This is a genomic window from Hungatella sp. L36 (assembly GCF_014288035.1).
This window is the reverse complement of the sequence record NZ_JACOPC010000001.1, coordinates 63,148-83,487: the sequence shown is the minus strand read 5'-3', so window position 1 is coordinate 83,487 and position 20,340 is coordinate 63,148. Positions and strand designations below refer to the sequence as shown.

17 protein-coding genes are annotated in these 20,340 nt (G+C 48.4%); 2 read left to right on the top strand and 15 right to left on the bottom strand.

Features of this window, described 5'->3' with window-relative positions; translation table 11 throughout:
- Positions 1-18: 18 nt before the first annotated feature.
- The 3 genes from H8S80_RS00360 to H8S80_RS00350 are packed head-to-tail and all read right to left on the bottom strand — an operon-like array spanning position 19 to position 1,477.
- Positions 19-444 (bottom strand): hypothetical protein, encoded by a 426-nt coding sequence (locus H8S80_RS00360; RefSeq protein WP_117631397.1) that lies wholly within the window; start codon positions 442-444, stop codon positions 19-21.
- The gene (locus H8S80_RS00355) at positions 441-776 is read right to left on the bottom strand and encodes a branched-chain amino acid transporter permease (protein ID WP_025530351.1); all 336 of its coding nucleotides are present in this window, start codon (positions 774-776) and stop codon (positions 441-443) included. The genes H8S80_RS00360 and H8S80_RS00355 overlap by 4 nt, the downstream gene beginning before the upstream one ends.
- Entirely contained in the window at positions 773-1,477 is a 705-nt protein-coding gene (locus H8S80_RS00350; protein WP_002600874.1) for an AzlC family ABC transporter permease, read from the bottom strand. The genes H8S80_RS00355 and H8S80_RS00350 overlap by 4 nt, the downstream gene beginning before the upstream one ends.
- Before the next feature lie 90 nt (positions 1,478-1,567).
- Between H8S80_RS00350 and H8S80_RS00345 the strand changes: the two genes are divergently transcribed.
- Positions 1,568-2,527 (top strand): radical SAM protein, encoded by a 960-nt coding sequence (locus H8S80_RS00345; RefSeq protein WP_117631395.1) that lies wholly within the window; start codon positions 1,568-1,570, stop codon positions 2,525-2,527.
- A 47-nt stretch (positions 2,528-2,574) separates the two neighbouring features.
- Here H8S80_RS00345 and H8S80_RS00340 read toward each other — a convergent pair whose 3' ends face one another.
- From H8S80_RS00340 to H8S80_RS00310, 7 genes are all read right to left on the bottom strand, one after another.
- The gene (locus H8S80_RS00340; protein WP_117631393.1) at positions 2,575-5,028 is read right to left on the bottom strand and encodes a hypothetical protein; all 2,454 of its coding nucleotides are present in this window, start codon (positions 5,026-5,028) and stop codon (positions 2,575-2,577) included.
- A gap of 94 nt (positions 5,029-5,122) precedes the next feature.
- Positions 5,123-6,385 carry an ABC transporter substrate-binding protein gene (locus H8S80_RS00335; protein ID WP_029465621.1) on the bottom strand — a complete coding sequence of 421 codons (1,263 nt, stop codon included), beginning with the start codon at positions 6,383-6,385 and terminating at the stop codon, positions 5,123-5,125.
- 78 nt (positions 6,386-6,463) lie between these two features.
- Positions 6,464-7,282 carry a carbohydrate ABC transporter permease gene (locus tag H8S80_RS34075; RefSeq protein ID WP_002600878.1) on the bottom strand — a complete coding sequence of 273 codons (819 nt, stop codon included), beginning with the start codon at positions 7,280-7,282 and terminating at the stop codon, positions 6,464-6,466.
- Positions 7,283-7,296: 14 nt separating this feature from the next.
- A complete protein-coding gene (locus H8S80_RS00325) occupies positions 7,297-8,208 on the bottom strand; it encodes a carbohydrate ABC transporter permease (protein WP_117631391.1) in 912 nt (303 codons plus the stop codon).
- Positions 8,208-9,353 carry a beta-galactosidase BglB gene (gene bglB / locus H8S80_RS00320; protein WP_117631389.1) on the bottom strand — a complete coding sequence of 382 codons (1,146 nt, stop codon included), beginning with the start codon at positions 9,351-9,353 and terminating at the stop codon, positions 8,208-8,210. The genes H8S80_RS00325 and bglB overlap by 1 nt, the downstream gene beginning before the upstream one ends.
- Positions 9,354-9,463: 110 nt before the next feature.
- Positions 9,464-11,110 carry a prenyltransferase/squalene oxidase repeat-containing protein gene (locus H8S80_RS00315; protein ID WP_117631387.1) on the bottom strand — a complete coding sequence of 549 codons (1,647 nt, stop codon included), beginning with the start codon at positions 11,108-11,110 and terminating at the stop codon, positions 9,464-9,466.
- Positions 11,107-12,288, bottom strand: coding sequence for an MFS transporter (locus H8S80_RS00310; RefSeq protein ID WP_002600882.1), 1,182 nt, complete (start codon positions 12,286-12,288; stop codon positions 11,107-11,109). Before H8S80_RS00310 ends, H8S80_RS00315 begins: the two co-directional genes overlap by 4 nt.
- A 211-nt stretch (positions 12,289-12,499) precedes the next feature.
- On the opposite strand from H8S80_RS00310, the gene H8S80_RS00305 reads away from it, so the two are divergent.
- On the top strand, positions 12,500-13,456 hold the full coding sequence (locus tag H8S80_RS00305; RefSeq protein ID WP_002600883.1) for a helix-turn-helix domain-containing protein: 957 nt from the start codon (positions 12,500-12,502) through the stop codon (positions 13,454-13,456).
- Between the two features lie 50 nt (positions 13,457-13,506).
- Here the strand turns inward: H8S80_RS00305 and H8S80_RS00300 are convergent, their stop codons facing one another.
- The 5 genes from H8S80_RS00300 to H8S80_RS00280 form a co-directional block, all read right to left on the bottom strand.
- Positions 13,507-14,628: a sialidase family protein gene (locus H8S80_RS00300; protein ID WP_117631385.1), complete on the bottom strand. Its 1,122-nt coding sequence runs from the start codon at positions 14,626-14,628 to the stop codon at positions 13,507-13,509.
- A 29-nt stretch (positions 14,629-14,657) separates the two neighbouring features.
- Complete coding sequence (locus H8S80_RS00295) at positions 14,658-16,817, bottom strand: MGH1-like glycoside hydrolase domain-containing protein (protein ID WP_117631383.1); 2,160 nt, start codon at positions 16,815-16,817, stop codon at positions 14,658-14,660.
- Positions 16,818-16,823: 6 nt separating this feature from the next.
- Positions 16,824-17,702: a carbohydrate ABC transporter permease gene (locus H8S80_RS00290; protein ID WP_117631381.1), complete on the bottom strand. Its 879-nt coding sequence runs from the start codon at positions 17,700-17,702 to the stop codon at positions 16,824-16,826.
- A gap of 10 nt (positions 17,703-17,712) precedes the next feature.
- A complete protein-coding gene (locus H8S80_RS00285; RefSeq protein WP_117631378.1) occupies positions 17,713-18,660 on the bottom strand; it encodes an ABC transporter permease in 948 nt (315 codons plus the stop codon).
- 72 nt (positions 18,661-18,732) lie between these two features.
- Positions 18,733-20,337, bottom strand: coding sequence for an extracellular solute-binding protein (locus H8S80_RS00280; protein WP_117631376.1), 1,605 nt, complete (start codon positions 20,335-20,337; stop codon positions 18,733-18,735).
- Positions 20,338-20,340 lie beyond the last annotated feature (3 nt).

The following is a 20,340-nucleotide window of genomic DNA, read 5'->3' as shown; positions in this document are numbered from 1 at the left end:
GCTCACTTTTTCCATTGGCTACCGGCTCTCTTTCTCCCACCTGTCTCCAGCCCGGACATAGATCACGCTGCTTCCATCCTTTTGTGTCAGAACGACAGATTCCTCCTCCGCCCCCCAGCTGATGGAAGCCAGATCCCTGACCAGATACAGATCGGGACACTGGTAGATGGGCTCGCCGCTTTCCGCATCCCAGACTGTAAAGCCCGCGTAGACCTTTCCCAGCAGCGTCTTCGTCTCTGAGGTCAGCAGAAGTCCGTTTTTCTCCTCTGCCGTCATCTCAAATTCCGTCGCCTCGCTGCTGCGGTACGTGTGGTACTCATCATAGATATTCATGCCTATGATGATACCTGCCGCCACCAGGATCGCCGCGACCGCCAGTATAACCGGAAGCCGCCTCTTATGAACGGCCCCGTACGTTTTCACAACCTTTGATTTTTTGTTCATCCGAACACTCCCTGTATAAGCACCATGTAGATCACGGTTCCCGCTCCGATGCTCAGAAGTGAATTGCCCTTCCAGACATGGAGAAGCACGATCGCCGCGACCGATATTATCTCCGGCAGCGCATGCGGCCAGGAAATAAAATTAACGTCTTTTAAACAGTATACCACCAAAAGCCCGATTGTAGCATAGGGAAGTGTTGTTCCCAGAAAACTGATATATTTAGGAGTCTTCTTTCCTGCCGGAAACAGAATAAAGGGAAGGAATCTTGTGAACAGTGTGGCCGCCGCCATCACAGCGATAATCACGATTCCCTGTACAGTATGTCCGCTCATGCCTCCATCTCCTTTCCGTTCTTCTTATAATCCCATGTGATCGCAGCCAGAATCAGAATCATGGCCGGTATGATAAATGCGCTCTGGCCAAAGATCAGTACGCAGAGCGCCGATGCCGCCACACCGGTCAATGCGGCCTTATGGCCGTTGCCCGACTTCCACTGGTCTGTAAATATAACGACAAACAGCGCAGTCAGCGCAAAATCCAGTCCTGTCGTATCAAATGTAATCAGACTCCCCAGCAGCACACCGATGACGGTTCCCGCCACCCAGTAGCACTGGTCCAGGATGGAGATCCAGAAGCAGACCCAGTATCTCGGAATGCTCTTCGGCGGCTCCTCATGGCATACGATGGAAAATGTCTCATCCGTCAGTGCAAAGATCAGATACGGCTTTAATTTCCCCGCGTCACGGTACTTGTCCAGCATGGAAAGGCCATAAAAGAGATGTCTGGCATTCAGCATCAGGGACATTAAAAATGCGTAAATGGGATTCACCATCGCCGTCAGAAATGTAATTCCCAGATACTGCAGGCTCCCCGCGTAGACAAACACGCTGATGGCGAGGGCCCACCAGATACCGAAACCGTTGATGTTCATTAAAATTCCATAGGCGGTTCCCAGCACAAGATATCCCGCCATCACCGGCACCGTCCTGGGAAATGCGTACTTCAATGCTCTTATTCTCTCTTGATTTTCCATGTGTTATCACCTGTTCACTTGCTTTTTTTATGTATATTGTTTACTATATTAATGTAGAAAAGTGATTTTGTCAAATACAGGAGGTTCACGATGGATTTGATTTCCCAATATGATTCCTGCACGCTCTGTCCCAGGAGCTGTATGGCCGACCGCCGCACCGCTGGAGCGAAGGGCTTCTGCGGCTGCGGCGATACCGTCATGGCGGCCCGGGCGGCCCTTCACCAGTGGGAGGAGCCGTGGATCAGCGGAATCCACGGAAGCGGCACAGTATTTTTCACCGGTTGTACCCTTCGCTGCTGCTTCTGCCAGAATTACCCCATCAGTCAGGAGGGACTGGGAAAGGAGATCACGGTCCGGCAGCTTGGCGATATCTTTCTTCGCCTTCAGGATGAAGGCGCTCACAATATCAATCTCGTCACCGCCACCCAGTATCTCCCCTCCGTCATCTCCGCCCTGGATCTCGTAAAGCCCAGGCTTTCCATCCCCGTGGTCTATAACTGCGGCGGCTATGAACGGACAGAGGTGGTAAAAGCCCTTAAGGGCTACGTGGACATCTGGCTGCCCGATTTGAAATACTACAGTTCCCGGCTGTCCGCCCGCTACAGCAAGGCGCCTGACTACTTTGAAAAGGCATCGGCCGCCATTCTGCAGATGATCCGGCAGACCGGGACGCCCGAATTCACTTCCTTTCAGGATCCGGAAACCCCCGATGCCCCCGCATGCACACTAATGAAAAAGGGAGTCATCATACGCCACATGGTGCTGCCCGGGGCGAAGGACGATTCCATGTTGCTGCTGCACTGGATGAAGGAACATCTTCCGGAAGGGAAATTCGATGTGAGCCTGATGAGCCAGTACACCCCATTTTATAAAAGCGGCAGTTTTCCGGAGATCAACCGCCGCATTACATCGTATGAGTACTACAAGGTAGTCGATACCGCCATTGAGCTGGGACTTGTCCATGGTTTTATGCAGGAAAAAAGCAGCGCAAAAGAAGAATATACGCCGCCTTTTAACCTGGAAGGACTCGATTCAGTCAGTGATGCGTGAGTATGGAGGAGCCGAAAGGCTTTCCGCACCGCAGCCGCATCCCCCCACTACAGTTTCGTCCGCAGGAACCGGAATCCCTTTGCCGGTTCCACCGATACTGCCGTGCCGTCAACCAGGAATTCTTCCGCGTCTCTCACCCGGATTTCCCCATACTGGCTGTCTGTAAACGCAGCGCTGCGATCCCCGTTCCATTCGATTTCCATCTCTTTTAAGCTCTTCTGAAATGCCTCGAAACTGCCAAACTCCTCCTTCGACCCGCATTTTACAATCACGGCATGGTTTAATCCCCGTGATACCAGTTCTTTCTCCGTGTTGGCTCCATAGGCCGTCATCTCGTACCCGTTGGAAAACCAGCTTCCCAGATATCCGTCACCGGATTTTGCAAAGAACCAGCTGCCGTCGCAGGCATACGCTTCATACTCATAGACCGGCGTGTAGGCATGGATGTAATGTACGAGTTCGTTCGGATCGATGGCAAACACCATGACCGTTAAATTCCGGTACCGCTCGATCCACGGCATGGTTCCATTGCCCGCCCAGTAGCTGGGACGGTTTTCCCCGCTGAAGACCCGCTCACCCGGATGATTGACATAGAAGATCGCCGGACGTTCCTTTCCGAATACTACATTCATCAGATGCTGCTGATGGCCGTGACGGAATGGCTTAAACCGTCTGACTCCCGCCGTTAAGTACTCTCCGGTCCGGTAAATGTTGATCTTCACCCCTGCGATTCCCTGGTCGTTTTCCATGGCCACCCCCTGTCCTGGCTGGGGACGGCATTCCATTTCGTAGTCCTCCGGTTCGTAATCGCTGATGGCGTATAAACAGGTGGCATTGCCGTAATAGGTGCAGTAGCCTCTCCCCGTAGACACCCAGCTCACAAAATTCGGTTCGACCTGGAGCCGCGTCTTGATGGTCTCCTCGTAAATTCTTCCGTAGGTAGTATTCATCACACCCTCAAAGGAGTTAAATCCGATGACCTGCATGGTGAAATCCAGCGCCCTTTTAGCCTTCTGCCGGATGTCCTCATCGGGAGCGTTCAAATACAGGCTGAAAAATCCGATTAGATCGATGGGAATATAGGTTGCCGAATTCCACTCCGCGTAACCGTAGGCAAAAAAGTTGTCGAACCATGCAAGCACCCGTTTCTTCCCGATTTCAGACTGCTCCGCTCCCGTTCTGCCGCTGACGGTAAATGTCTCTTTCCCGAAAATACAGCCCCAGAGATACTGGGAAACGTGGAACAGGAATGCGTGATTTTCGCTGAAATACCACATCACGTCATTTCCCGGTTCGTCGATCCAGTACCGGAAATTCAGCACCATCGCTTTGATCCGCTCCGCCTTTTCCGGCGTCAGAAGATTCCGGTAGCGGGTCATCAAGAGGGTAAATGGCGCGAGGCTGAAGTCCGCGCAGTCGTCGTGGCGCTCGACTTTTTTGCAGGCCAGATCAAAGCCCTTCTCCGCATTGTCATTCCAGCCCTTTAACAGCTCCAGGGAGGTGATTACGGACTGGAAACCGATCTCGCCGTTCTTCACCAGGAATTCCAGGGCCTGCTGCTTCCTCTCCCCGATCGCCGCCGCCGGTTCCAGCACGATCCGGCTTTTCGGAATGATCCCGACGAATAAATTTCTCGGTACCACGTAGTTCCCCACCGTTAAGCAGACGGAGATTCTTGAAAGCCGGATGCTGCTTTCCTCTGTCTCAGCAAATACCAGGTAATCCTCATCCTTTTTCAGCGTCATTTCCGAATGTTCTATATCGGAAAGCTGCATTCCGGTTCCGCAGGGACTTGAAGTTAAGTATACCCTGGTGTCGCCGTCCAAAAGCGTCCGGTCATAGCAGAGCCGAACCTCTCCCTCTGTATACATGTCCTGCTGAAAATAGCAGCTCTTTAAGATTTCCTCCGCCTTTTTTATCTCCTCCGGCTGTTCGGTCACTTCCACACTGCCTTCCACCGGTGTAACGCCCTTATACCGCAGTTCAAAATAGAAGAAGACATCCCGTTCCGCCAATTCATCCGCGTAAACCTTGATTTCATTAAGGCCTTTTTTCAGGAAAAGGTTCACCCGGGTGTGGCCCGCGATATTTCTGGTGTAAGGCGTATAGCAGGCCTGTTCCCCGCCGTTCACCCACACTCTGACTCCGCCGCAGGTATAGAGATCGAACGGATAGCTTCCCTCCTCCGCCGCGCGCACGCCCGCCTTCGCATGGACGTATATGTAATGGGGCGTGTGGAGAAACGTGGATAAGTCAATTCTGTTATTCTCAAACGGGAAATAAAGATTCTCGTACGGGCCGTCATACCGGGCCGCCTTTTGGATCCTTTCTTCCTTTAAAAATGCCTCTCTGACCGGATACACCACCTGAACATAGGATTCCTCCATGTTCACCTCGGCCTCAAAGGATTTCTTCGGGGAATTGAATGGTTCCTTCCCCATGGCTGTCACATTCCATCTGCTGATTGTCTCGTCATATCCGATCTGATACGTTAATTCCATGATTTTTCTCCCTGAATGCAGTACTGGGATATGAAAGAAGCTTTCATATCCCATGTGCCTGATGATAAGTATTCAAATTGCATTGAACTTTCGCTTACTCGTGAACTCCTGAAAGGTTCTCCAGGAACTGAGTCACTACGTAATCCATGACGCCGTCCGCGTCAAGCTCGCCTGCGATCGCCCGGTCGAGTGCATCGCGCAGTGCGTTTCCCGTATTTTCACCGCTGTGCTCCTGCTCTGTGATGGACTGGTCATACTGAGGCTGATTGATCGACTCTGCGATTTCCATGTTGAAAATGTTGATTCCTTCGATCTCATAGTCTACTTCTACGTCCTTCGTTCCCGGCAGATAGTTGCCGGTCTGGCAGTAGAGGGAGTAATTCTCAGGCTGATAGAACCATTCCAGAAACTTCTTCGCCTGGTCCTCCATGCCTGAGCCATCGAATGCATACAGCCAGTTGCCGCCCAGACAGGTTGCCTTTTCCTTCTCATACGGCATGAGAACAGGTGTCCACTCGAAATCCTTAATATTCTGTGTATAATCTGAGATAACCCAGTTGCCAGCCATATGGGCCGCTACCGTACCTGTCTTAAATACGTCCTGTGCATTCTCTGCACCGGTACCGATGGATGCCTTGGAAATGCCGCCCTCCTTAAACATATCGAGGAAGAATTCCACACCCTTTTTCGTATCTTCACTTCTGAAGGTGACCTTTGTCGAGTCGTCCGGATCGAAATACTTCATGCCGAACTGATAGAGCACGGTTCCGGAACGCTGCTGAGAGTGGTCAATCACGAAAGGAGTCGTGATCTTCTCATTCTTTTCCGCTACCTCTTTTACTGCCGCGGAAAACTCGTCCCATGTCCAGCGTTCCTCTGATGTGGTCGGATAGGAAACTCCCGCCGCATCAAAGGCTGTCTTATTGATGACCATACCTACTGCCGTATCATTTACATCTGTACCGTAAAGCTTGCCGTTCCTGACGCCGCTTCGGTTAAAGTTGTCCGGATCGAGGGAGGTGTCGTCCAGCGGAAGTACGTAATCGATATACGTATCGAAGTTTGACATCTTGCAGATCGCCGGCAGATTGCCTGCCTTTGCACGGTTCTTGATCTGCGTCTCCATATCGGCGTATGCAATCTCATTGACAAATGCGGTTACGCCCTGGTCCTTGTGCTCCTCGTTGAACTTTTCTACGACAGCCTTCATCGCACCGCCTTCCAGCGTATCGTCGGCAAGCAGAATCTCCAGTTCCACGTTTCCTTTCTTTGCGGACTCCTTACCGGAGCACGCTGTCAGCATTGTCATTCCTGCCAGTGATAAACACACTGCGCCTGTCAGTAATCTTTTTTTCATGAATCATTTCCTCCTGATTTTCATTATAAAATTTGTTGTTTTTCACATTGTTCCTTAATTTCTGCCGCCGTTTCCCGGTTATCCCTTTACACCGGACGACATGTTGGCGTTCATAATCTGTTTATTGAAGACGATAAATACGATCAGAATCGGAATCATGGAGAGAACCGCTGTAGAGAGCAGAACCGTCCAGTTGACCGCCTCCGCACCGGACAGCGTCCTGAGTGCAAGCTGAAGCGTATATTTCTTCGGATCACTGAGTGCGAGCAGCGGCCAGATATAGTCGTTCCATCTCCACTGGAAACTGAAGATCGCCAGAATCGCTATCTGCGGTTTACAAATCGGGAGCATGATTCTCACAAAGATGGATCCTTCATTAGCGCCATCGATCCGCGCCGATTCCATGAGCTCTGTCGGTACCGTGATAAAGAACTGCCTCATTAAGAATACGCCGGTCATGGTTCCTACGGTCGGTATGATGCAGCCCCAGAGGCTGTTGTAAAGGCCAAGGGTATTCAATACGGTAAAGCTTGGGCTCATAATGACCTCGGTCGGCAGCATGGTCGTCGCAAGCAGACACATAAACAGGACATTCAGCCATTTGTACTTATATTTTGCCAGCGCGTAGCCGCACATACAGCTCATTAAAACGGTGATAACCGTGGCAACCACTGTGATAAATGCGGTATTGCTGGTGTATCGGATTAAATCAAACTGCTGAAGCGCAGTCGTGTAATTCTCCAGTGTAAAATGCTCCGGCAGTATGGTCAGTGGATAATTAAATAATTCCGATCCATCCTTAAAGGAACTGATAATCAGCCATATGACCGGGAAAATCCAGAGAATGGCGAAACCAAATGCGAACACATATTTTAAAACTTTATTTGCAGTTTTCACTTTTCTCCACCTCCCTAATCATTGCTCTTGTCGCTGACCTTCGTCTGTACGAAAGAAAGGATCAGCAGGATTACAAACAGCACCATGGAAACGGCACTCGCGTATCCGACCTTGTTCTTGGTAAAGCCGGTTGTATAGATATACTGGATCATGTATGTCGTGGCCGTACCCGGACCTCCGTTCGTAAGGGTCTGCACCATGGCGAACACCTTGAAAGAGGAGATCACGGAGAGAATGATGACCATGAAGGAAACCGGTTTTAAATGGGGCAGAATAATATGCTTGAATGACTGCCATTTGTTTGCCCCGTCTAAATTTGCCGCTTCCAGCAGCTCTCCCGGAACCTGTTTGAGCGCCCCGATGAAGATCAGCATATTCGTTCCGCATCCGGACCAGATGCCCGCAATGATCGTGGTAATGAAGGCAGCCGTCGGATTTGTCGCCCATTTGATTCCGTCCAGCCCGATACACTGAAGCAGGTAGTTGATGAGGCCGAAGCTCTCGCCGAAGATCCATCTCCAGGTAAGGCCGACCATGATGGTCGAAAGCAGGATCGGCCAGTAAATCAGGATTCTTAAGATCGTGATGCCTTTGATTTTCTCTGAGGAGAGTAAAAGTCCCAGTCCCAGCGCCACCGCGTAGCCCAGAGGCACGGAAACGATGGAATAAAGGATCGTCTGCCACAGGGTCTTATAGAATTCCGGATCCCGAAACAGCTTGATGTAATTGCTCAGCCCGACGAAATCCATCTGCTTAAACCCATTGTAATTGGTTAATGAGTACCAGACACCTACTATCGCAGGCGCTACGAAGAATACCAGAAAGAACAGGATATTGGGCAGACAGAAACCAAATGCCCAAAGCTGGCGCGTGTCCCTCTTCTTTCTTCTGGCAGGCACAGCCCCCGCCGTGTTCGTATTTGCCATTATTTTACCTCCCTTGTCAGCTCTTTTCTCGCTTCAATCAGATACAGAATCGCCATCGCCTGCCCGTAAGGCATCGGACGGATCTCAATGTCCTTGTAAAACTGCTTCTCTTCCCTTCCCATCGGGGTTCCGTAGGATACCTGTCCTACCACGCCGTCCTCGCTGATGTAATCCATCACAGCTCCCAGCGGCTTCATTCCGCATTCTGCAAAGGATTCATCGATCAGTCCCATGTGGGCCGCCTTCAGCATACCGTATGCAAAGCCGGTCGTTGCGCTGGTCTCCAGATAGGAATCACTGTCGTCGATCAGCGTATGCCACATTCCGTTATCCGCCTGGTAGGTCTTTAAGGCTTCCACCTGGTTTAAGAGAGTCTCGGTCAGAAGCCTCCTGATCACCGGCTCGCAGTCGTCTCCCAGGATCCCGATCAGCTCCGGAATCGCGATTGTAACCCAGCTGTTGCCTCTTCCCCAGAGCCCTCCGGCGAAATTATGCCTGCCGTTGAAGGTCCATCCATGGAACCACAGCCCTGTCTTCCGGTCCTCCAGATACTTTTTGTGGAGTTCAAACTGATACTGGGCCTCCTCGATGCACGCCCTGTCATTCATCAGTTTCCCCATTCTGGCAATAAAGAGAATGGTCATAAACAGAGTGTCGTCCCAAAGCTCCTGTTCATTCAGCGTATCGGAGGTGAGATGCTGGAATCCGCCTTCCTTCGTTCTCGGAAGCTCGGTCAAAACCTTTTTAAGCCATTCCCTGCAAGTCTCCCCGTAAGTCTCATTCTTTGTGTATTCATACAGATATGTAAGTGTCAGCATGGGTGCCGTGGTGTTGATGTTGCAGGATGGAAGGCCGTCGGCAATCCGCTCATCGTAATACCGTTTCAGCATGGCAAGCGCCTTTTCGTCCCGGTTTTCCTCGAACTGCTTCCAGAGCCCGAACAGCCCGACTCCCTGAGTCCATTCCCAGAAACGGTATTTCTGTACGTCATCTCCTGCCAGGTTATCGGTTTTCATGTTCTGAAGGAAAATATCATCATCATCGTAAAGAACTTTTTCAAATCCATTGATGAGACATTCCAGTTTTTCTGTAATTTCCTCCAAAAGCATGTCTTTCTTTTCTTCCAGATTATTTTTCATCATCATCTCGCTGTCTCCTTAAACTATCTATATTATATAGCCAATCATTCTGGCAAGCTATGCAATTATTGTTAGAAATAGAGTAAAAGTATTGCATATCTTGCTCAAAACGGCTATTATGAATGTTTTACACAAATTTTAAATACTTTCTCCAGTGGTGTATACTCATTGCAGTACACCGTAAATCCGGAATCGTTGACCTCTTCCCCGGAATAATGTCCTTTAAACTCATGGCTTCCAAATCCCGGTCCCATGACAAGCTCTCTGTCGCTGTCCTTCACCTGTAAACAGCCATCCCGCAGAATCATGCCGCTTCCGGCCTCTGCCTTCATATAAAAATGTTCATTTTCAACCGTTGTCCCCGCGGGTATGCAGATCTCCAACCGGAGAGGAAGCCCCTTTAAGCCATCTGCCTTTAAATGAAGTTCCAGCCCCTCGGGAAGCTCCCGGATCTCCAGCCTCGTGTTCAGCCTTTCCGGAAGCAGCTTCTTCCTCTTCGTCTGGTCCGTCTCCCACCAGTCGGAGGTGTTCTGAGGCTCGTCAAAGGGAAGATAGTACCAGGAGTCAAACGTCTCGCTCAGCACGCAGCCCTGCTCGTTCACTTCCATCGTCTTCGGGACGAAATTCCGCTTCTCGCAGCAGCTCTCGCCAATCTTCACACAAACAGCCGTACTTCCCGTCTTGAAAAACAGGAAGGAACTCTTTCCATTCAGAACCGTGTAGGTATACTCCTCTTTTTTCACCCGGAGAACGCCCGAGTGTCTGAAGTATTTCCGGTAGGATTCCGCAAATCCGTATTCCGTAAATTCATGCTTCATCATCTCATCGTGTGTCATAATCACCGGGAAGCAGTCCGGCGCGATATCCCCGCGTTCCATATTATCCTTCACGATCTTATGCGCCGCACCATCGAAGACTCCGTCGTCCCCCAGGCACGCCGCGTATAAGTACTGGTAAAAGTACTTGTCCGCATATTCGGCCCTTCCCTTATCCTGACGGGACGAGTTCTGTGTGAAAATGGTATCGTCCGGGTCGATATAGAGAAGCATCATCTTCAGATTTTTTCTTGCGTAGTCGTAATAAAGCTCCTCGCCGGTCTCCTGTCCAATGGCAAACATGGCGTTATTGACAACGGCATTGTAATTACCGGTGGAACGCTCGGCATACTCGCCGTCCTCATCCTCATCGACTCCCTCGGCCAGATACTGGGCCGCCCGTTTTCTCAGGCTGTCTGCGAACGCCTCGTCCTCTGCGAATAAGTTAGCTCCCTGCAAAAGCGCCGCGGTTATGCCCCATCTGTGATTCGGCGTGTGGAATCCGCCGTCACGGATTGCCTTTAACGCCTCCTGCATGATAACCAGATATTTTCTCTTCAGGACCTCTGTCTTATCTCCGCCGGTTCCGTATTTGTCTAACAGACGGTACCCCAGGATCAGCCTCTTAAAGCAGAAGGAAGTATCGGCGGCGGACTGGAAGTTGCAGGTAGGATAATCGAACGATCCATTTTCCCGCTGCATTCTCCGGACAAAGCCGCAGGCCAGATTGATCGCGTCAAACAGTGCTTCGTTTTGGTAAAATCTGCTGTCCTCCTTAAAATAGACAGACAGCGCCGTGGCCATATGGTAGATGGTCGTCTTCGCCTCCGCCACATCACCGTGCATCCCACCATACTGGATGCTCTCCGGATTCTTATCCTGGCTTCTTAAAAAGTTATCGGTTCTGATCTCAGCGCCCTTCATCAGGTGTTTTATATAACGTTTCATTCCACATTCCTCCAAATATATTTTTGCAGTGCCATGTAACAGATATTAAATCCAACCATACAGGCCGGCAGTATCATAAAGCTTAACCGGTATCCGATCGCCCCCGTGATCACCCCGAAGAACAGGTTGAACACAATATCCGCAACCGTCGCCACGCTGATAATCGCGCCTGTTCTGGTCGCCACTACCTCGGCCGGATAGATCTGCTGAATCAGCAGCACCATGGTCGGGTAGAGCACGGAAATTGCCAGACCGGATATGCTTAGAAGCAGAATTCCATTTTCCCCGATCAAAATGCCCGCACAGAACAGCAGTGTTCCCACCGTTCCAAAGATCCGGATACTTTTCACCGTTCCTTGTCTTTGGACCACAGGCGCAAAGATCAGCCGCCCAGCCGTCATGCCGCCCCAGAACAGGGATAGGTAAACCGAGGCTTTGCCGCTTGGAAGCTGGAACGCCTGAATACAGTACGAAAAGAGCCAGTTCATGATTCCGTGCTCTCCGATGAAGTAAAAGCCTATCATGGTGCACAGGAGAATGAATACTGCCGGTTTGGGATTTGCCTGCGTGACGGGGGCTTCCGTTTTACCTTTGGACTGCAGGTGTTCCGGCTGCTTCTCTCCACCCAACGGTATTAAAATAAGAAGGAAGCCTGCGGCCGCTCCGATCAGAAGCAGAAGGAAGCTCACGCCCTTAAACCCGGGATAGCTGAGCCCATACCGTCCCAGCACAAACTGGCTGCCGCTGGTTCCTATTCCCTGGATAAAGAAGAAAATATTTACCATCAGACCCGCATATCCGCTGAAAACCACCGGCGTTAAAATATTTACTGTGGTATTTAACAGTGTCGATGCTCCCAGCGCAAAAAACATGGAGATCAGAATGCAGATATAGCTGTCGGACACCACGTTTAACAGCATGGACAGCACCCAGATTGCCGTCACCGACAGTACCACCGTTTTCCGCCCGAACGTATCCAGAAGCTTTCCGCCCAGACTCAGAAACAACAGGTTTCCCACATAGCTGATGGTAACAATCAGGGACAGCTGGGTATCGCTGAGCGCATACCGGTTCTGAAACACAGGGGCAAATATGCCTCTGAGCGAATCGCTGGAACCCAGCCCGAACATCAGAACCGCAAAACACAAAAATGGAACTGCTTTTTTCCACGTCTTCATTTATTTATCCATATCCTCCCGCTTTTCGATCTGTCTTATTCTCTATTTCATAGTAGAGTATATAGAAAATACAGGGCAATATCTATTCCCTTCTTGCTCTTTTTATCATTTTTATATTACGTATTTTGCTTTTTTTCCCGATTTATAGTAAAATAGAGTTAGTTTTGAATTGCGCGATTAAAATGCAGCACTAAAGTAAAGGAGAAACTTTATGATGAAACCATACCCTGATTCCGTCTTAAACTACGAAAAGGGGTTTTCAATCATCATCAATGAACTGAAAACCCCGGTGGAAAATTCCATCTGCTACTATTTTGATTACGATGCGCGTTCCTACTCTGTGAACATGTCTTTCCCGCATATGCACATGTTTTACGAGATCATGATTCTCTTAAGTCCGAAGGCGTATCATTTTATCGCAGGAAAACCTTACTCCATCATAAACAATGATATCGTCCTGCTGGCTCCGGCCATCCTGCATCAGACGGAGTACTTACCGGGTCCTCCCAGCGACCGCATCATCATCAATTTCATGGTTCCCAAGCATCTGCTGCTCCACCCGGAAGGATATGACAGAATTCTGTCTATCTTCAATGATCCGGTCCCGATTTTCCGTTTTGACTTAGAGCGCCAGAAAACGCTGTTCCAGCTCATCAACCAGCTTACGGAACTAAGCCACACCGTAGAAGATCCCGCCATCAGAAATATGATGATTAACAACAAATTCACAGAATTTTTGTTCACGCTCTACCAGATGCGGAACGAAAATCTCTATGAATACAATTCCGAGAGAAGCATCAAAGAGAAAATATATACCATCACCAACTACATACAGACGCACTATAACGAGGATCTCTCACTGGCGTACCTGGCCGACAAATTCTTTATCAGCTCCTTCTACCTGTCCCACCAGTTCAAGCTGGTGACCGGCTTCACCGTCGTGCAGTACATCCAGCAGACCCGCGTCAAAAACGCCCAGTACCTGCTGCTAAACACCAGCTTAAAGATCACTGACATCGCGGAAAAGATCGGCTTCTCCAGCTTTTCCCAGTTCAACCGCGTCTTCCACCGATTCTGCAGCATGTCGCCGTCCGATTATAAGACCTTTTATAATGAGAATGCGATGCGGGTGAATGTGCCGATGATGTCTACGAAGAGTAATTTATAGTGGGAAAAGCGTGGGAATACCGTTTGGAGTCGGTATTTCCACGCTTTATTTTAGCGACACAAAATCCATTTTTCGTCCACGCATACGTATTTTATACAAGCTCTGTCCCCCCAGCTCCACGCTGCATGAATCATTTCGTCTCTGCCCTGCATAATCACCGGATATTCATATCTGCGGTTATATATCTCATTTTGAGCACCAATGAATCCTTCTCCCGGTTCTGCAATCCGCTCATACGGCCATGTCTCACCCCCATCCTCTGATACGGCAAATGCCACCGGACACCGAACCGCCGGCCAGACAGTCTTTTCAGGATCGTTGTTAAAATGCACCGGATTAAACGCAGCGGCCAGATGTCCATTCTTAAGCCGGATCACCGATATACTGGAATTATTGTTGGGAAGCGATGTTCTTACCGGTTCCGTCCAGCTTTCACCATGATCATTCGAAACAGAACGGTAGATAAAATCAGCTGACCGGCTTCGGAAAAATGCAGCTAAATGCCCTGGTGACAATTCCACGATATTGGCATGAACACGTCCTCTGCTTCCTGCTACCGGAATCTCTCTCCAGGATTTTCCCTGATCATCGGAAATCTGCATAACCGTCACATCGCTTCCATTGCGCGTATCATCGTCAAAACACAGCCAGTTTCCAAAAATCCACCTGCCATCCGACAAGATCTGTATTTTTTGCCGGCAGAAGGAACCCTTTCTGGAAAACAATACTTCTTCTTTTCCCCATGAGTACCCGCCATCCTTTGATATTTTACATCGAATTTCAGCAGTGTACTGAAGATTGAAGTTACTTTTCATTTCCGTTCTTTTTGCGTCCTGTGCCGTATAAACCAGCCAGATTTCCCCAGAAGGCGTAAGGAACAGAGATGGATTCTGCTCTGATTTCACAACATCATCCGTCACCTTAACCGGATCTGTCCATTTGTTTTCTCCCGCACTCAATCGTGACATTACGATACTTATATCTGCATTTCCTTCCCTGCTTCCGGCAAACCAGCAGCAAAGCAGATCCCCATTATTCAGTTCCAGTAAATCAGCGGCATGACAGCTTCTGTATGGCTCATTGGAGATCAGCGCTTCTGCCATTTCTCTCGCCGGATTCCAATATAAATAACCATCTTCCGTAAGTGTATTTAAACGCAAATACTCTCTCATAGTAATTTCCCTTTCTCTGCTGTATCACACTATAAAGGAATTAAAACCCGTTCCAGCTTCTCTTTCTCTGCCACACTGCGGGAATCGAATTCCACACGGAAATACTCATTTTTCCTATACTCTACAATCAATTCATGACCACGGACAGAAACAGGTCCTCCTTTAAAGTAAGTAAGACCAATATCTACCGGATCGATCGTAATTTCATGCTCCGATACGCCAATTCCCAGAACATGTTCCATAATAAGCTGAATAAAAAAAGAATGGTTATAATCGATCTCATCACTGAGAGGCTCTCCTGTCTCCGGATTATAATGTTCCACAAGACATGGTCTTCTGATGTCCTGATCGCGGAAATGCTGTAATGCATATAAGTGAAGCTGGTCTTTAAACAGCCTGTCCAGAAGATGGTTTCTTTTTTTGCTTTGTTTTCCCAGCATATCAAGAATAATTCCCGTGGTATAAGGCCAGCTGGGACCACACCAGACACAGCCGTCACGTCCCTTGATATACTGCCCCATCCAGCCCCCGGCAGGAGCATATGCCGGACAGTCCGCGGATACCGAAGGCAGTCCTGCCTCCTGTCCAAATTCGTCTTTCCGGTACAGCGATGTAAAGATACCTTCTTTTCCAGCGCCCTCCATCCCTGCCCACAGTGGATAGAATCCAACAATATTCTTAACCAGTGCCTTTTCATCGGTCAGATAATGGAGATCATAATAAAATGATGTCTCTTCATCCCACATCTTTTTATTAATTTCACAACACAGCTTCTCCGCCTTTTCTTCCAGTAAATTTGCCTTTGCTTCTTCACCGCGCAAGCGGTATAAGCCAGCCAGTCCTTTAATATTCAGGTAGTGATAGACACTTCTGTCCACCCGTTTCAGCCACGTATATGTATCCGGATTCTTATAATCCGCCGGATAACCAGAGAAATACCAATAGCTAGGCTGATACTCTTTTCCGGTCCTCTGATGAATTCTCTCTATCTGAAGACCATCCTCTTCTGCCCCATAGAGTCTGTCGTGTGCTTCAATATAGCGTTCCAGACTATCCGTCAGCCTACCATCTGGCCTCGTCTCCCCATGAAGAAGATAAAACTGATAAATAGCCCATGCAGCAAAATTACTGTATGCCGGACCGATTTCATCTACTGCCAGCACCCGGAAGAGATCATCTTCCCCGTTTTCTTCCTGACTGTCTAAAAGACTCTGAATCATTTCCATGACCATTGCAGTATCGTTCTTCCATCTTAAGTCCATGATATGAAGGGGTGTGGAAAGCGGAATCAGCCTGGTAAATTCCCAGCCTTCACACCGGAATGGTGTCTTTCCCATCTTATGAGACCGGCCTTCATACATAACACCGTGATGAATATTTTCATAGTTTGGCTCCGCCCAGGAATTCTTCAGGATATACCAGCGATACTCCCATGTTTTATTCAGCACTGCATCGCTGCATTCAAATTCAGGAACCGTATCGTAAAAATGGCTGTATTCCTCTATCTGACGTTCCAGATATATATTTCCTGTCAATTGTTTGTTTCCGGCGAAATAACACATCAATCGTTTTCTGACATCCTCCGGCCTTTCCGTTTCCGCATTTCCAAAGGCAGCACAGACAGTAAATGACACACGTTCACCCGGAGTCAGAATGAGCGGCCGGCCCGGAGTGATCCCCGCTGCTCTTACGAGACAGAATACCCGGTAACCATGAGGTGTCACCGGAGTCGTTATCTCGATTTCCTCCGCCACGTATCCGGAACCGTCCTCTTCCGAAATTTTCACCTCTCCATATACGGCTTCACACTGTTCCGGATTAACAGCCAGACAGAGTGTGAGGTTTTCATTCCCCCTGTTTTCCCAGGTCTGGCATGAAACAGCCATGTCGTCTTCCGTTACAAACTTTTCTTCTTGAAAGCGAATCAAATCCGTCTCATATGCCATATGAAGATGGGACGGATACCAGACAGACTCCGCGCCGTCAAAACAAATTTCCGGAACGGTTTCCATATGAAACGCTTCCGTTAAATTAACCTTATGAATAAAGTCAATTCTTCCTGAAAAGCCCGGCACTCGATCTAAATAATCCACAAACAGCCTGCGGCCTGCCGGCCCAAGAAGCAGCTTGCCGCTCCTCGTCCGAAGCGCCCTGCCTTCATACCGCAGATTTTCGTACTGGTATTTCATGCTCTGTCACTCCTTCACCGAACCGACCATAAGGCCGCTCGTAAAATATTTCTGTGCGAACGGATAGGCGCATAATATGGGGACAATTGTAATAATAACAATCGCCGCGGTAAGAGTCCTATAGGAAAGCATAATGCCGTCTACATACACATTTTCCAGCGGAGATCCGAGTCCGTTTGTCGTAACAGTAAAATTATAGAGCACCAGCTGCAAAGGTCTTAAAATTTCCTTCTTCAAATAGATAAGAGGTGTCAGGAAATCATTCCACTTCTGTACCAGATAAAACAGTGCGATCGTTGCAATAGCCGGTTTGGATATCGGAAAGTAGATCCGCATCATAATCTGCCAGTCATTCGCGCCATCCATCAGTGCTGCTTCCTCCAAAGAGGAGGGCACCTGGCTTAAGAATGTTCTCATAATAATCAGCAAATAAGTGCTGATAGCTGCCGGAATGATCATGACCAGCGGATTATTGACAAAACCAAGTCCATTTAGGATGATATAGGTAGGAATCAGTCCTGCTTCAAACACATACGTAACCATAAACATCATCATAATCACCTTTCTGGCACGAAATTTCTTTCTTGTCAGAACATAGGCTGTCATGAACGTGACGACTACTGCTACCAGAGTACCAATCGCAGAATACAGAACGGAATTAATCAGACCGCTTAAAACGCCAAGTCTGGAAGCCGTCAAAACATATTTAAAGGAATGGAAGTTAAAACCATTGGGAACAATGGTAACCTTGCCCGCCGCCACTGCTTTTCCGTCGGATAAGGATACTGCCAGCTCATACAGAAAAGGATACACGCACACCACCAGTACGGCAGCCATGATGATATAATTGATACAGTCAAATAAGGTTATTCTCTTTTTCTTCATACATGCCTCCTTAAAACGCGCCTGTATCGGCCACCTTATTGGAAATCCAGTTTGTCGTCATGACAAGTGCAAATGCAATCAGAGACTGAATCAGGCTGAGCGCTGTTCCCAGACTGTACTGGGGAAAACCTGTGCTTCCAAAAGCCATACGGTAAACGTAGGTCTGCAGTACATCGGAAGTCTCATATGTACTCGGATTCTGCATCAAAAGTACTTTATTGATATCCACAGATAGAATAGAACCCAGATTTACGATGAACATTGTAACAATAATGGGAATCAGAGCCGGCATGGTAATATGCAGGATCCTATTAAAACGGCCTGCTCCATCAATGGAAGCCGCCTCATAGAGCCCCGGATCAATACTTGTCATGGCCGAGATATAGACAATCGCAGCATATCCAAAGTTCTGCCATACGTGTAAGAATACATACAAGGGACGAAACCAGCCTGATTCTGCCATAAAATGAATGGAATCAATGCCGAATTTATTCAGCAGAAGATTCAGAATCCCATCAGACGGAGAGGTAAAGCTGGTCAGTATGCTGACCGCCACAGCTACCGAAATAAAATATGGAAAAAAACTGATTGACTGTACCATCTTCTTCAGACGATGCCCCTTCATTTCGTTTAACAGCAGGGCAAATATAATAGGAATGGGAAAGGAAACCACCAGAGTCCAGAAAGCCAGCAAAATAGTATTTTTTACCACCTTCCAGGTATAAGGATCGCTTAAAATCTGTTTGAAATTAGCAAATCCTACCCACTCGCTTTCAAACACACCTTTAAATGTGCTGTATTTTTCAAATGCTATGACAAGGCCAAATAAGGGCGCTATCTTAAACAGCACGAGAACCAGCAGTCCCGGTATCAGGATTGCCCACAGCATGCCGCAGTTTTTTATTTCCTGTCGAATGGCTATATGAGGGGCTGACGTTCCGCTCTTTCCTTTGTTCATAATCTATCCCTCCGCTGATATGAAGCTTTTCGCCGCCCGTTGTTATCCAGGCGGCGATCCGCTCAGTTTTCTCTACTGCATGCTATCGCATGCTTCCTGGTCAATACGATTAATCTGTGAGAATCCGGCTGTCTCCATCTTATCCAGAAATACCTTCCAGTTTTCATCATTCAGTTCCGTATCGCCTTTTACAAAGCTCAGTACGCCGGCTGTAAATTCCGTATTGTACTTCGCCATTAAATTGCTTCTCTCTTCCTGCTGTGCTTCTGTATAAATCAGCTGTTTGGAATAGGAGGCGTATTGATCAAAATAGTCGGTACAGTAAGCCTGTACTCTGCTGTCCAGTGATTCATAATAGGACTTATTGTCTACCGGGTATGGGAATGTCAAACGATCCTGATATACTCCGATATTCGGTTCACCAACCGGTCTGATAGCTTCCACTGCGAAATCTGCAATCCATTTATAGCTTCCATCTGCCTGCTTTTCCGTGTTAATTCCATCTATACCATAATGCATGACCTGCTGCCCATCTTCAGAAAACAGCCAGTCCAAAAACTGCATAACCGAATCTGCATTTTTAGAAGCTTCTGAGATAACAAGGTAACGATCCAGATTTACATAGTTCTGAAAACGATGCGCTGTGTCTCCCGAGTTGGTTTTGAATAAATCCATCACTTCAATATTATAATCAGGGTCATTATCCGGCCCGCCATTACTGATAAACCAGGTAGGTCTTGAGAAGAAATCATCGGAGACACTGCCCTTACCAGTAAGGAATTTAGTCTGCCACTCTTCTTCCGTACCGGTTCCCGCTACCCATTCAGGATCGATCAGTTTTTCACTATAAAGCGTATGATACCATGCTACCAGGTCTTTAAATCCGTCGGCATAGATATCGTAACCATTACCGCCATTATAGACACCATGGACCTTTCCGCTCTCATCGATCGTATCGTTGCACTCAAAGCATTCTGCAAAATGGAGATAGCCTTCTCTTCCAACCCATGGATAGTATCCGGTTCCTGAACCATATTGACTCTTTAAGGTTCTTAAAACTTCTGTAAATTCATCGATAGTCGCAGGCAGCTCCGTAATGCCGGCTTTCTCAAAGTGGTCGCTTCTGTAGAATGTCAGATTCGTATACAGCGGATTCTCTACTGCAAGTCCATATATGGCCCCGCCCTCTGAAGTCACCATCGCCGCATAATCCGGATTAGCTTCAATATACGCCTTGATATTAGGAGCTTTTTCATCGATCAAGGGCCTCAAATCCATAAACGCCCCCTGTGCTCCATAGACAGCAGCCTGGGACTGTCGTACAATAGCTGCATCGCCCAGCGTTCCAGACCCTACTGCCAAGTCAATACTCTGATAATAGCTGTCATCACTTTCACCGCTGTCAACCAGTTCCACCTTCACACCCGACAATTCCTGCATATCTTTCCAGTAATTCAAATCTTCCAGCCACACCTTATACCGGTTTGGCATATTATAACTGAAACTTGCCGAACCACTTTCCGCCTTATCCCCTGACTCCTGCGCTGTCGTACTCTCCGTGCCGCTGTTTCCTCCCGTGCTGTTCGCGGGCTGTTCTGTCTTTGAACCACATCCGGTCAGAGAGCCGAGAAGCATTCCTGTACATAATACTGTAGAAATAATTCGTTTCACCTTCATAAT

Excerpts from the sequence above, each read along its gene's own strand:
- H8S80_RS00310 (WP_002600882.1), bottom strand. The coding sequence starts at position 12,288 with ATGAAGACGTGGAAAAAAGCAGTTCCATTTTTGTGTTTTGCGGTTCTG.
- H8S80_RS00325 (WP_117631391.1), bottom strand. The coding sequence starts at position 8,208 with ATGGCAAATACGAACACGGCGGGGGCTGTGCCTGCCAGAAGAAAGAAG.
- H8S80_RS00355 (WP_025530351.1), bottom strand. The coding sequence starts at position 776 with ATGAGCGGACATACTGTACAGGGAATCGTGATTATCGCTGTGATGGCG.
- H8S80_RS00290 (WP_117631381.1), bottom strand. The coding sequence starts at position 17,702 with ATGAAGAAAAAGAGAATAACCTTATTTGACTGTATCAATTATATCATC.
- H8S80_RS00360 (WP_117631397.1), bottom strand. The coding sequence starts at position 444 with ATGAACAAAAAATCAAAGGTTGTGAAAACGTACGGGGCCGTTCATAAG.
- H8S80_RS00280 (WP_117631376.1), bottom strand. The coding sequence starts at position 20,337 with ATGAAGGTGAAACGAATTATTTCTACAGTATTATGTACAGGAATGCTT.
- bglB (WP_117631389.1), bottom strand. The coding sequence starts at position 9,353 with ATGATGATGAAAAATAATCTGGAAGAAAAGAAAGACATGCTTTTGGAG.
- H8S80_RS00335 (WP_029465621.1), bottom strand. The coding sequence starts at position 6,385 with ATGAAAAAAAGATTACTGACAGGCGCAGTGTGTTTATCACTGGCAGGA.
- H8S80_RS00340 (WP_117631393.1), bottom strand. The coding sequence starts at position 5,028 with ATGGAATTAACGTATCAGATCGGATATGACGAGACAATCAGCAGATGG.
- H8S80_RS00345 (WP_117631395.1), top strand. The coding sequence starts at position 1,568 with ATGGATTTGATTTCCCAATATGATTCCTGCACGCTCTGTCCCAGGAGC.
- H8S80_RS00285 (WP_117631378.1), bottom strand. The coding sequence starts at position 18,660 with ATGAACAAAGGAAAGAGCGGAACGTCAGCCCCTCATATAGCCATTCGA.
- H8S80_RS00350 (WP_002600874.1), bottom strand. The coding sequence starts at position 1,477 with ATGGAAAATCAAGAGAGAATAAGAGCATTGAAGTACGCATTTCCCAGG.
- H8S80_RS00305 (WP_002600883.1), top strand. The coding sequence starts at position 12,500 with ATGATGAAACCATACCCTGATTCCGTCTTAAACTACGAAAAGGGGTTT.
- H8S80_RS00295 (WP_117631383.1), bottom strand. The coding sequence starts at position 16,817 with ATGAAATACCAGTACGAAAATCTGCGGTATGAAGGCAGGGCGCTTCGG.
- H8S80_RS00315 (WP_117631387.1), bottom strand. The coding sequence starts at position 11,110 with ATGAAACGTTATATAAAACACCTGATGAAGGGCGCTGAGATCAGAACC.
- H8S80_RS00300 (WP_117631385.1), bottom strand. The coding sequence starts at position 14,628 with ATGAGAGAGTATTTGCGTTTAAATACACTTACGGAAGATGGTTATTTA.